Raw genomic sequence first — 11809 nt, forward strand, 5'->3', positions numbered from 1 at the left:
GCCCTTGCCGGCCGTCTCGATGAGATTCCGTCGCGGTTGATGTCGCTGCGCAGCGAAGAACGGCCCGATGCGGCGATCCACATCAAGGCCAGGCTGTGCTTGCAGGGGAATTTCCGAGACGGGCACGTGCATTTATAGCCATGATCGCCGGTGTCGACGACCACACGATAGGGATTGGAGCCGGATCCCTGACACTCGCCCCACATAAGGGCCAGCGCTTCGTTCTTTTCGAGGCGTGGCCAGTTCGATCGTTTGGTCAGCTTGGAAGCGGCGCTCAGCGATGCCTGGTCAGGGGCAAGCGCCTCGATCGTTTTCAAGTCAAATTCCAAGCCGCGCCTCTGGTCGCCAGAACGAATGCCAGTTGCCAGTATAGATGGCCGTCTGTGACGGATTCTTGTAGCAGCGGCGGACTGGAGATCAATACAGGCGCTGCGTGCCGATTGTCTCTACCAGCCCGCTGCGCACGCAAAAAGGCGATATTGGCGAGACCCGCCAATAAATTCTATTGGAGGATTCGTGTCGGCGCGTGGCCTGGATGGTCACGCGCCATATCGGCATGGACCTCCGCCTCGGCCAGCGAACGATCGAGCCCCGTCGCCACCACCGAGACCCTGAAGCGGCCTTCCATGCTCTTGTCGAAGATGGCGCCGACGATGATGTCGGCGTCCTCGTAGACTTCCTCGCGAATGCGGGTGGCCGCCTCGTCGACCTCGAACAGGGTCATGTCCCTGCCGCCCGATATCGACACCAGGACGCCCTTGGCGCCCTTCATGGACATTTCGTCGAGCAGCGGGTTGGCGATCGCGGCTTCCGCCGCCTTCATCGCACGGCCGTCGCCGGACGCCTCGCCGGTTCCCATCATGGCGCGGCCCATGCCGCGCATCACCGATTTGACGTCGGCGAAGTCGAGGTTGATCAGGCCTTCCTTGACGATGAGGTCGGTGATGCAGCTGACGCCGGAATAAAGCACCCGGTCGGCGATCACGAAAGCGTCGGCGAAGGTGGTCTTGGCATCGGCGATGCGGAACAGGTTCTGGTTGGGAATCACGATCACCGTGTCGGCGGCCTCGCGCAGCCGCTCGATGCCCTCTTCGGCCATCTGCATGCGGCGCCTGCCCTCGAAGGTGAACGGCTTGGTGACGACGCCGACCGTGAGGATGCCGGCCTTGCGCGCCGCCTGGGCGATGATAGGAGCAGCACCGGTTCCGGTGCCGCCGCCCATGCCGGCGGTGACGAAACACATATGGGTGCCGGCCAGATGATCCATGATCTCGTCAAGCGATTCCTCGGCCGCGGCACGCCCAATCTCGGGCAACGAGCCGGCGCCGAGGCCTTCCGTGACGTGCGCGCCAAGCTGGATCAGCCGTGTCGCCTTCGACATGGTCAGCGCCTGGGCATCGGTGTTGGCGGCAATGAACTCGGTTCCCTGAAGCTGTTCCACGATCATGTTGTTGATCGCGTTGCCGCCACCGCCGCCGACGCCGATAACGGTGATCTTGGGTCTCATCTCGGAGATTTCCGGCTTCTTGAACTCGGCCATGCCTGCTTCTCCTTCGCCAATTGCGTGCGCTTCACGACCCACAAGCAGACTGCCCGTAGGACATTGCAATCGAGCGGCATGACGCGAATCAGTCCGTTCGGATGGGTACCCCAAAGAGCCAGAGAGCGGCCGCACGTGCAAGTGTGTGAGGGTCAAGTTTTGTGATGAAGAGGCCGACCTGCGAGAACGCGATTGTCCGGTCCCGGGTGATCGCGATACTGTCGTCGCGGATCAGGCGCCACGACGGATGCCTGGCGATGGCCGGGCGGAGCCCGCCTTTGCCGATCGTCTCAATGGCCAGGACGAGATCTCTGCGGAGTTCGACATCAATCAAAGCTGGAGGGGTATATCTCCCTTCCAGAACCCAAAAAGGCATGAAAGAGTTGTCCAGTTTGCCAGCCATGAGATTGCGTCAGCCGGGATGGCGGCGCGGACTTTCGCGGCGATGAAACGCCCCGTCGATCACGGCGCCATGGCCGTCTCAGGCTACACCGTTCCCTGGCATACAGCGGCCGGAACACCGGTCGCCCTTCATGTCTCGTCGTCGCGGCAGCTACGCGACGTGCACGTCGTGCGGCTCGATACTCCCGCGGCCGAGCCGATGGGCTGGCGCGTCGAGCCGACGGGAAATGCCGTGTCCCACCGCGATTTCGATCACGGATCCTTCCTGAAGATCGCGGCGGCGGAACTGGGCAAGGCCACCGAGATCGAAGGCGTCGCCTTCGAAGTGTATTTGACGCGCAACGATGGCGCCCGCGTGCTGTTCGAGAGCGGAAACCTGCGCCTGGGCTTGCAGGACGGGCGGCTGACGTCAGGCCACGACGGCAAGCCGCTCGAAACCGACGTGGCCTTGCCGGCAAACACCTGGCTCATGGTCGAGATTTCGTCAAACGACGGCGTGACCGTGTTGCGCATCGGCTCGGACGATCTCCTGTCGCCGTTTCGCCTGCATCGTCAATTCGACCTGCCCTGGCGGCCCCTGTCCGGAGACATGGTCTTCGGGACCAGCGCGGCAAACGACCTGAGGTCGCTCAACGCCAAGTTCTCGGCAATCGCGCTGCGAACCGCGGCCGGTCGCATCGCCTGGGCGTTTCCCACCCTGCTGCCGAGCGGCCCGCTCTCTTCGACAGGCGCCGATCGCGTCCTCTTGCTGGAAACGATCAACCAGCCCGCTTTCTGCATGACCTCGCGGCGCTGGGACGGGTCGAGTTTCGACCCCCGCCTGGTGCCGGCGCATTACGACGCCGTGCATTGCCACGACGACGACATGGGCGCGTTGCAGTGGCCCGCCTCCTACCAGTTACAGGTTCCCGCCGAGGCGCCGGCCGGAGTCTATGCCTTCGAGGTCGGTCACGATGAAGGATCGGAGCGCGTCGTCTTCTTCATCACTTCGTCGGTGCGCCGGGCGCCGCTGTTGTTCCTGGTGCCGACGGCCACCTATCTCGCCTATGCCGATGAATTCCTGCCAGCGCATCTCTACGAATGGATGTGCGAGGATCGCGGCCATCGCTTCGCGATCGACAACAATCTGAAGTCGCTCTACGACTACCACAGCGATCTCAGCGGCGTGTCTATCTGTTCCACCAGGAAGCCGAAGGCGACGCTGCGCGACGACTACAATTATCCGCTGTGCGGCTGCCCGCACAATCTGCCGGTCGACCTGCACTTTCTGCGCTTCTGCCACAGCAACGGCATTGCCTTCGATCTCATCACCGACCGCGATCTGCATGAGCGGGGCCTTGCCGGCCTGCAGGATTATCAGGCTGTCATCACCGGCAGCCATCCCGAATATATGTCGGTCGAGATGGAGCATGCGCTGCGCCAGTTCGCGGCGGCGGGCGGCGGCATCGCCTATCTCGGCGGCAATGGCTTTGCCGGCAAGGTCGCATTCAAGGACGATCTGATGGAACTGCGCCGCTCGCCGCTCGAGGCGGGTCGGACCTGGGACGGCCCCATCGCCGAACAGTCACTGTCGATCACCAACCAGCCGGGCGGCGATCTGCGCGCCAGTGGGCGCGGTGAATTCTCGCTGACCGGCGTCGCGATCTCGCTGATGGGTTTTGACGGCGCGCGACCCTTCACACGCACGCCGGAAAGCCATCAACCCTCGGCCGCGTGGTTGTTCGACGGCGTCACCAGCGAGACCTTCGGCGACGAGGGCATCGTGCTTGGCGGCGCCGCCGGCTACGAAGTCGATGCCACCGATCCGCATCTGGGCACGTCCCCCGACACCATGGTCATTGCCCGCGCGACCGGCTTCCCGGACAGCTTCGTCCATGATGCCACCCGTTGGTACGAGGGAGGTGAAAGCGAGCGCGACGGCCGCCGCTGCGCGGAGATGACGCTGCGCCATCTGTCTTCGGGCGGCCTGATCTTCTGCGCGAGTTCGGTCGCCTGGTGCGGCGCCTTGCCGGCGGGCGATGCCATGAACGACGTCGGCCGGATCACCAAGAATTTGCTGACGCATCTGGCGGCGGAAAAGAGCCGGCAGGCCGCGGATCGATAGCCCGGAAAGGAAGGCAACCCACCGCACCGCGCCGGTTGGGGCAGTTGGCTTGCCGCGCAACGACCGAAGCGTCTATCATGCATGATCAATCGGCGGCTTGGGTGTTCCCGCCGTGCCCGGCTCAAGGTTTGTCCGCGGCGCGTGTCGTCAGGTCAATTTCAGAACGCATGAAGCAACGCCCCCGCCAATGGCCGACAGAACACATTTCGGTTTGACCGCCGTCGACACCGTGCCCTTGCACGAGAAGGTCTATCTGGAGCTCGTGCGGGCTTTGATGTCAGGGCAATTCCTGCCCGGCCAGAAGCTGACCTCGCGCAAGCTCGCCAGGGAACTGGGCACCAGCGACATGCCGGTGCGCAGTGCCTTCATGCGGTTGCAGGCCTTGCGGGCGCTGACCCCGATGCCGAACGGCAGCGTCGAGGTGCCGGTGATCTCGGCCGAAAGGTTCTCGCAGTTGACCGCCGTGCGCACGATCCTCGAAGGCCCGGCGACCGAGCTTGCGACAAAACTGATCAACGGCAACAATCTGCGGGCGATCCGACGCCATTGCGCGGAATTGACCCTGGCCGCCCGCAAGGGCGACATCGGCGACTATCTCAGGAAGAACCACGATTTCAAATTCTCGATCTATCGTCATTGCGGCAACGAGCAGATGATCTTCCTGATCGAGACGGTGTGGATGCAGGTCGGCCCGTTTCTCCGAAACCTCGCCATGGGGTTCGAGGACGACCTCTCCTCCATTCTGGACATCGACTATCACGAGGAAGTCGTCGCGGCGATCGAGGCACAGGACGGCGCGCGGGCGCGCGTGGCCATCGTTCGCGACATCGACGAGGGCGCCGCGCATATCCTGCGGCAGGCCAGGTTTCCGGAAGCGAGGAGCTAGACCGGTGTCTCCTGGACCCGTCACCAGATGCCACTTGGCTTTCCCTTGCCTTGCCGCTATGTTGCGATCGCAGATCGCGCAATTGGTTCCTGAAATGCCTCCCGATATCCCGGCTAATGATCTGAAAAATGAGGGAAATTCTTCCGACTGATGTCGGAGATGTCTTCATGAACTCATCAGCCGTCTTGTCGTGAAATAGGGTGGCCGCCTCAGGCGCGGCACCGCAGGGAACCAGAGGTAACGGAAATTGAGCGATGCAATTGCGGACGTTCTGAGCTGGCTCGAGAGCCGAAACGACATCCAGAGCCTGAGGGCCGCAGTGTGCGACCTCAACGGCATCATGCGGGGAAAGCGCATCCCGGTCGAGCAGGCCCGCAAGGCGCTGGAGGGCAAGCTGCGCATGCCCTATTCGCTGATCGGGCTCGATGTCTGGGGCGAGGACATCGAAGGCAATAGCCTGGTCTTCTCGACCGGCGATGCCGATGGCCTTTGCCAATGGACGGGACGCGGCATTCTGCCGGTGGAATGGACGGCGCATCCGACGGCGCTCGTCCCGCTCTGGCTCGCCGACGAGAGCGGAGCGCCCTATCTCGGCGATCCCCGGCGCGCGCTGGCCCGTATCCTCGACCGTTACAAGGCGCTCGGCCTGACCCCGGTCGCGGCGACAGAACTTGAATTCTATCTGGTTGATCCGCAGTCGCAGCGGCCGGTCGGACCTGTCTCGCCGGTCACCGGGCGGCGTCTCGATTCCGACGCGGCATTGTCGATCGACGAGATCGACGATTTCGAGGCCTTCATCCACGACGTCTACGAGGCCTGCCGGGCGCAAGGCATTCCCGTCGACACGGCGATTGCCGAAAACGGCGTCGGCCAGTTCGAGATCAACCTCAACCATGTCGCGGACGCCCTGCGGGCGGCCGACGATGCGGTGTTGTTCAAACGCACGGTGAAGGGCATTGCCCGCAAGCATGGCTTTGCCGCCTGCTTCATGGCCAAGCCCTATGGCGACCGGGCCGGCAACGGCTTTCACGTCCATTTCAGCCTGGTCGACGCCGACGGTCGCAACGTGTTCGACGACGGCACTGATCAGGGCTCCGAAACCATGCGCAACGCGGTCGGCGGGCTGCTGGCGGCGATGGCCGAGAGCACGCTGGTCTTCGCACCGCACTTCAATTCGTATCGCCGCCTTCGCCCGCGCTCCTATGCACCGACCGCGGTCGCCTGGGGTTACGAGAACCGCATGGTCGCGATCCGCATTCCCGGCGGCCCGACCGGGGCGCGCCGCATCGAGCATCGCGTGTCGGGGGCGGATGCCAATCCCTATCTGGTGCTTGCCGCCATATTGGGAGCAGCCCTGATCGGCATCGAAAGACAGATGTCGCCGGGCGAGCCTACCGGGAGCGATGGCCAAGGCGCGGCGCCAGCCAAGCTACCGCCGGACTGGGCCTCCGCGATCGCCACTTTCGAAGGTGGAACGCATGTGGCGGAGATCTTCCCGGCGATCCTGCGCGACTCTTTTGTCGCCTGCAAACGCCAGGAGTTGAACACCTTTGCCCTCAACGTCAGCGACTTCGAGATCGAGACCTATCTCGAAAGCGTCTGAGTGTTTACGGCGATCATCCGGCCTTCAGCACCGAGACCGCCGCCTCGCTGTTGTGGACATAGTCGTTGGCGTCGGGCTGCCTCTGCACCAACAGGATGAACAACAGGTCGGTTAGTGTGAGCTGCGCGTCGCGCGCGGTGATGGAGGAGGAGCGCGCTCGCTCCTCGTCGGCGATGGTGTAGAGGCGGATGTCGGCGACCCGGCTCAGCGGATTGTCGTGCAGGCCGGTGACGGCGATCACCATTGTTCCGCGCTTGGCTGCAAGTTCGGCGATGCGCAAGGTTTCGATGCTGGCGCCGGAATAGGAGATCGCGAACAGCACGTCGCCAGGCCCGAGCGTCGCGGCATTGGCCATCTGGATGTGGCTGTCGCTGTCGTGCAGCACATTGCGGCCGAGCTTCATCAGCTTGTAGGAGAAGTCGCGCGCCACCAGCGAGGAGGCGCCGACGCCGACCAGATGGATGCGGCGCGCGCCATCCAGCAGTTCCAGCGTCCGCGAGATGACGCGCTCGCTGTTGGCGGCGACGGTCTGCTGCATCGACAGCAGCTTGCTGCCGATCAGCTTCTTCAGGATGACCGGAAAGTTGTCGCCGACCTCGATCGAACCATGGATGACACCGGCCGGCACCTGCCAGTCCTGCGCCTTGGCCTCGCTGACGGCGAGCTTGAGCTCCTGGTAGCTGGCATAGCCGAGCTTCTGGCTGAACTTGACGACGCTCGACTGGCTGCGGCCGATCTCGGCCGCGAGCGCCGCCGTCGACAGGCGCAGCATCTGGTCGGGATTGTCGACGATGTACCGGCCGATCTCGCGATCGCCGGGCGCCATGCCGTCGAGCTTCGCATTGATCCTGCTTAGGACGGACACGGGAATTCCTCGCTGTTCAGACTTGCAAGACGAGGAATAAATTATTCCAATTTCGATTGACAGCCAAGAACGCAGAATTAATTCTCAACTCGACCCGGATCAATATCCGGGATTCGGAGCAGGCTTTCCCAGGCAGATCCCGGGCGTGGCCCTCATCATCAAGGTTTCAGTCATGGACAGATTGCGGATCGTCGGCGGACAGAGACTGCAAGGCGCGGTCACCATATCGGGCGCCAAGAATGCCGCTTTGCCGCAGATCGCGGCTTCGCTGCTCAGCCCCTACCCGCTCGAACTGACCAACCTGCCCGATGTGACCGACGTCGAAAACATGCTCGGTGTGGTACGGCTTCACGGCGCCGACGTGACGCGGTCCGCCCATGCCGCGACCATCGACACCAGTGCCGCCGTCTCCAAGGAGACGTCCTACGACACGGTGCGGAAGATGCGGGCGACGGTGCTCGTCCTGGCGCCGTTGCTGGCGCGGTTCGGCCATGCGCGGGTTTCGCTGCCGGGCGGCTGCGCGATCGGCGCGCGGCCGGTCGACATGCATGTCGCCGCACTCGCCGCACTCGGCGCCAGGATCGCCATCGAGAACGGCCTGATCGTTGCCTCAGCGCCGAACGGATTGACCGGCACCCGCATCGTGCTCCCCTCGCCATCGGTCGGAGCGACGGAAACCGCCATGATGGCGGCGACCACGGCCAAGGGCGAAACCGAAATCCTCAACGCCGCGCGCGAACCCGAAGTGGCCGATCTCGCGGCTTGCCTCAACGCCATGGGGGCGCGCATCGAGGGCGCCGGCACGCACCGCATCCTGATTGCGGGCGACACCAGCTGGCACGCCGCCAGGCACGACATCATCCCCGACCGCATCGAGGCCGGCACCTATGCGATCGCCGCGGCGATCACCGGCGGCCAGCTCGAACTCACCCATGCCCGGCTCGAACACATGGCCTCGGTGGTGCAATTGCTGGAGGCGACGGGGGTGAGTGTCTGGCCGGGCGATCGCGGCCTGATCGTGTCGCGCGACCGGCCGCTCAAGGCCGCCGACCTGACGACCGAACCCTATCCCGGTTTTCCGACCGACCTGCAGGCGCAGTTCATGGCGCTGATGTGCTGTGCGGAGGGTGCGTCGCTGCTGCGCGAGACCATCTTCGAGAATCGTTTCATGCATGTGCCCGAACTGATGCGGCTCGGCGCCAACATCAAGCTGCAAGGCACCATGGCGCTGGTGCGCGGCGGCGCGAAGCTCCATGGCGCGCAGGTGATGGCCACCGACCTGCGCGCTTCGGTGTCGCTGGTGCTGGCGGCGCTGGTCAGTGAAGGCGAGACAACAATCAACCGCGTCTATCACCTCGACCGCGGCTATGAGCAACTGGATCGCAAGCTGCGCCTTTGCGGCGCCGACATCGAGCGGCTGGGCGCATGAATACCGAGGCGCATTATTTCCTCGGCGTCGATGGTGGCGGCAGCGGTTGCCGCGCCCGCCTCGAGGACGCGCAAGGCGTGGTGCTGGGACAGGGCCTGTCCGGCCCGGCGACGACGCGGCTCGGTATCGAGGCAGCCTGGGCCTCGATCGCGAAAGCCTTCGGCGCAGCGGTCGAGGAAGCAGGTTTCGCGCCAGCCGAGACCGCCCGGATCCATGCCGGCATCGGCCTTGCCGGTATCGGCCGCAAGGGCGCGCTGGAGGCGCTGCGGGCAATCGCGCATCCCTTTGCCAGCACCGATTTCGTCAGCGACGGCGTCGGCGCCTGCCTTGGCGCGCACTCCGGCAAGGACGGCGCCATCGTCATTGCCGGGACAGGCTCGATCGGCCTTGGCTTTGTCGAGGGCCGCGACCTGCGCGCCGGCGGCTATGGATTTCCGATCTCCGACGAGGGCAGCGGCGCCGACCTCGGACTGAAAGCCGTGCAATTGGCATTGCGCGCCCATGACGGCCGGCACGAACGGACCGCGTTGCTGGCGGAGGTCATGCAGCGCTTCGCCGGCGACCCGATGGAGGCCGTCGCCTGGATGGACCGCGCCAGCGCGACGGACTATGCCGCGCTTGCACCCATGGTGATGCGCCATGCCGACCAGGGCGACCCTGTCGGACGCCGCATCGTGCAAAGCGCCGCCGAACAGATCGACACACTGGTGCGGGTGCTGTTCGAAAAAGGCGCGCCGCGCGTGACCTTGCTCGGCGGCCTCGCCAGCCCCCTCGAACCCTGGCTCTCCCCTGACGTGCGCCGCCGCCTGAAGCCCGCCGACGGCGACGCCGTGTCCGGCGCGATCATTCTTGCCAAGAGGTCGGTTGGCGGAGGATAGGTCGACAAGATAGGAATAAAATATTCCAAAATTCGATTGACGATGTGAATATTGAATTCTAAAAAGTTAACAAAGAAAACTGCGATGACGGACCCAGGATCCGGACGCGCTCCGCCCGTCGAGCGGTGCCGGACGCCGTGCAGCATGATTTTGAAAGCGCTGGAATGACCGAGCAAGGGTTGATGTCTGAGCTGGACCGGCTGGTTTCCGAAGGCCGGAACCCAAGGACCGTCGACATCGACCTGTTGCCGACCATCGACGTCCTGCGCAGGATCAATGACGAGGACAGGCTTGTCCCGGCGGCCGTCGAAAAGGTCATGCCGGAAATCGCCGCCGCGGTGGATCGCATCGTGCTCGCCTTCCAGAAAGGCGCGCGGCTGATCTACATCGGCGCCGGCACCAGCGGCCGGCTTGGCGTGCTCGACGCTTCGGAATGCCCGCCGACCTTCGGCGTACCCGAAGGCATGGTCGTCGGCCTGATCGCCGGTGGATCCGACGCGCTGGTGCGCTCGCTGGAAGGCGCCGAAGATGACCCGAAGATGGGCGCCAAGGCCTTGCAGGACATCGGGCTCACACCCGATGACGTGGTGGTCGGCATCGCGGTCAGCGGGCGCACGCCCTATGTGATCGGCGGCCTGACCTATGCCAAGCAGTTGGGCGCGGCGACGGTCGCGCTGTCCTGCAATCCGGCATCGACCATTGCCGGCATCGCCGACATCGCCATCTCGCCCGTCGTCGGCCCCGAAGTGCTCACCGGCTCGACGCGGCTGAAATCGGGAACCGCGCAGAAGCTGGTGCTCAACATGCTGACCACGGCTTCGATGATCCGCATCGGCAAAAGCTACCAGAATCTGATGGTCGACCTTAACCCGTCGAACCGTAAGCTGGTCGCCCGGGCGATCAGGATCGTCATGCAGACGACCGGCTGCACCGCGCCGCAGGCGCGACAGGCGCTCGACCGGACCGGCAATGACGTCAAGCTGGCGATCCTGGTGACCATTACCGGCCTCGACGTCGAAGCGGCGCGGGCCGCGCTGTTCAAGGCCGGAGGGTTCCTGCGAAAGGCGATCGGCGACGAAGCGGCCTGAGGCCGCCCGGGACATGACGGCTGAAAGCCGCTTTAGACATGACGGCAAGAAGCCGCATGGGACAAGACGGCGTCAAGCCGCATAGACTGGGCCGATACTCCAAAGCATGTGTGCCATGGAAGCGGCCGACGGAAACTGCAAGGCATCGAGTTCAATAGTGGGAGACGAGAATGGTTCATCTTACAAGAAGGCTGCTTTCGGGCATTACCCTTGGCGCGATGCTGGGCATCGCGACGGTTTCGACGCAGGCGGCGACGCTGCACATGGCATGGTCGCAGGACGCCACCGGGCTTGACCCGCACAAGCAGACGGCGTTCTCGTCGCTGCGGCTTTTGGAGCTGATCTACGAGCCGCTGGTGCGGGTCGATGCCAGCCTGCAGATCATCCCCGCCATCGCCAGCTCCTGGGAGTTCTCCAAGGACGGCAAGGAGCTGACCTTCAAGCTCGATCCCAAGGCGAAATTCCAGGACGGCACGGCCGTGACCTCCGCCGACGTCAAGGCCTCCTTCGAGCGCATCCTCGACGAGAAGACGGGTGCCGCCGCCCGCGCCAACTTCCTGTCTATCGCGAGCATCGACACGCCGGATGCGGCGACCGTAGTGTTCCATCTCTCGCAGCCCGACGTGCCGATCCTGACGGCGATGAGCGACGTCAACGCGGCCATCGTTCCGGCGACCGAGATCAAGGCCGGTTCGATCGGCACCAAGGCGGTCGGTTCCGGTCCATTCAAGCTCGACAAATGGGACCCCAACGCCAAGGAAGTTCTGAGCGCCAACAAGGACTGGGCCGGGGGTGCTACCGGCGTCGACGGCATCGAGATCAGCGTACTGCCGGACGAAGCGGCGATCCTCGCCGCCATGCGTACCAAGCAAATCGATTTTGCCCTGCTCAATGATCCGCTCGTCGCCACGCTGGTGCCGAAAGAACCCACCCTGCAGCTCAACCGCGTGCCGGTGCTGGCCTATCACGTTCTGCAGCTCAATCCGTCGCGCAAGCCGATGACGGAGCTCAAGG

At 64.3% G+C, this 11809-nt stretch carries 11 protein-coding genes; 7 read left to right on the forward strand and 4 right to left on the reverse strand.

Annotated features, from left to right (window positions below; translation table 11 throughout):
* From EOA36_RS13610 to EOA36_RS13620, 3 genes are all read right to left on the reverse strand, one after another.
* Positions 1-329 (reverse strand): SWIM zinc finger family protein (locus EOA36_RS13610; protein ID WP_245464345.1); only part of this gene is annotated, 329 nt, incomplete at its 3' end.
* A 173-nt stretch (positions 330-502) separates the two neighbouring features.
* Positions 503-1540 carry a cell division protein FtsZ gene (gene ftsZ / locus EOA36_RS13615; protein WP_127278076.1) on the reverse strand — a complete coding sequence of 346 codons (1038 nt, stop codon included), beginning with the start codon at positions 1538-1540 and terminating at the stop codon, positions 503-505.
* A gap of 88 nt (positions 1541-1628) precedes the next feature.
* Positions 1629-1943, reverse strand: coding sequence for a hypothetical protein (locus tag EOA36_RS13620; RefSeq protein WP_127278077.1), 315 nt, complete (start codon positions 1941-1943; stop codon positions 1629-1631).
* 42 nt (positions 1944-1985) lie between these two features.
* Between EOA36_RS13620 and EOA36_RS13625 the strand changes: the two genes are divergently transcribed.
* The 3 genes from EOA36_RS13625 to EOA36_RS13635 all read left to right on the forward strand — a co-directional run bounded on the left by EOA36_RS13625 (position 1986) and on the right by EOA36_RS13635 (position 6535).
* Positions 1986-4046 carry a N,N-dimethylformamidase beta subunit family domain-containing protein gene (locus tag EOA36_RS13625; protein WP_127278078.1) on the forward strand — a complete coding sequence of 687 codons (2061 nt, stop codon included), beginning with the start codon at positions 1986-1988 and terminating at the stop codon, positions 4044-4046.
* Between the two features lie 187 nt (positions 4047-4233).
* The gene (locus tag EOA36_RS13630) at positions 4234-4932 is read left to right on the forward strand and encodes a GntR family transcriptional regulator (protein WP_127278079.1); all 699 of its coding nucleotides are present in this window, start codon (positions 4234-4236) and stop codon (positions 4930-4932) included.
* 247 nt (positions 4933-5179) lie between these two features.
* On the forward strand, positions 5180-6535 hold the full coding sequence (locus EOA36_RS13635; RefSeq protein WP_127278080.1) for a glutamine synthetase family protein: 1356 nt from the start codon (positions 5180-5182) through the stop codon (positions 6533-6535).
* Between the two features lie 13 nt (positions 6536-6548).
* Here the strand turns inward: EOA36_RS13635 and EOA36_RS13640 are convergent, their stop codons facing one another.
* Entirely contained in the window at positions 6549-7400 is an 852-nt protein-coding gene (locus EOA36_RS13640) for a MurR/RpiR family transcriptional regulator (RefSeq protein ID WP_127278081.1), read from the reverse strand.
* Between the two features lie 172 nt (positions 7401-7572).
* Here EOA36_RS13640 and murA point away from each other — a divergent pair, with 172 nt between their 5' ends.
* The 4 genes from murA to EOA36_RS13660 all read left to right on the forward strand — a co-directional run.
* On the forward strand, positions 7573-8829 hold the full coding sequence (gene murA, locus EOA36_RS13645) for a UDP-N-acetylglucosamine 1-carboxyvinyltransferase (protein ID WP_127278082.1): 1257 nt from the start codon (positions 7573-7575) through the stop codon (positions 8827-8829).
* Complete coding sequence (locus EOA36_RS13650; protein WP_127278083.1) at positions 8826-9707, forward strand: N-acetylglucosamine kinase; 882 nt, start codon at positions 8826-8828, stop codon at positions 9705-9707. Before murA ends, EOA36_RS13650 begins: the two co-directional genes overlap by 4 nt.
* Before the next feature lie 164 nt (positions 9708-9871).
* Positions 9872-10795, forward strand: a complete 924-nt coding sequence (gene murQ / locus EOA36_RS13655; RefSeq protein WP_127278084.1) for an N-acetylmuramic acid 6-phosphate etherase — start codon at positions 9872-9874, stop codon at positions 10793-10795.
* 170 nt (positions 10796-10965) lie between these two features.
* A partial coding sequence (locus tag EOA36_RS13660) for an ABC transporter substrate-binding protein (RefSeq protein WP_245464346.1) occupies positions 10966-11809 on the forward strand: 844 nt, incomplete at its 3' end.

Source organism: Mesorhizobium sp. M8A.F.Ca.ET.021.01.1.1 (assembly GCF_003998025.1).
Taxonomy (GTDB): domain Bacteria; phylum Pseudomonadota; class Alphaproteobacteria; order Rhizobiales; family Rhizobiaceae; genus Mesorhizobium.

Excerpts from the sequence above, each read along its gene's own strand:
- murQ (WP_127278084.1), top strand. The coding sequence starts at position 9,872 with ATGACCGAGCAAGGGTTGATGTCTGAGCTGGACCGGCTGGTTTCCGAA.
- EOA36_RS13630 (WP_127278079.1), top strand. The coding sequence starts at position 4,234 with ATGGCCGACAGAACACATTTCGGTTTGACCGCCGTCGACACCGTGCCC.
- ftsZ (WP_127278076.1), bottom strand. The coding sequence starts at position 1,540 with ATGGCCGAGTTCAAGAAGCCGGAAATCTCCGAGATGAGACCCAAGATC.
- EOA36_RS13620 (WP_127278077.1), bottom strand. The coding sequence starts at position 1,943 with ATGGCTGGCAAACTGGACAACTCTTTCATGCCTTTTTGGGTTCTGGAA.
- EOA36_RS13650 (WP_127278083.1), top strand. The coding sequence starts at position 8,826 with ATGAATACCGAGGCGCATTATTTCCTCGGCGTCGATGGTGGCGGCAGC.
- EOA36_RS13625 (WP_127278078.1), top strand. The coding sequence starts at position 1,986 with ATGAAACGCCCCGTCGATCACGGCGCCATGGCCGTCTCAGGCTACACC.
- murA (WP_127278082.1), top strand. The coding sequence starts at position 7,573 with ATGGACAGATTGCGGATCGTCGGCGGACAGAGACTGCAAGGCGCGGTC.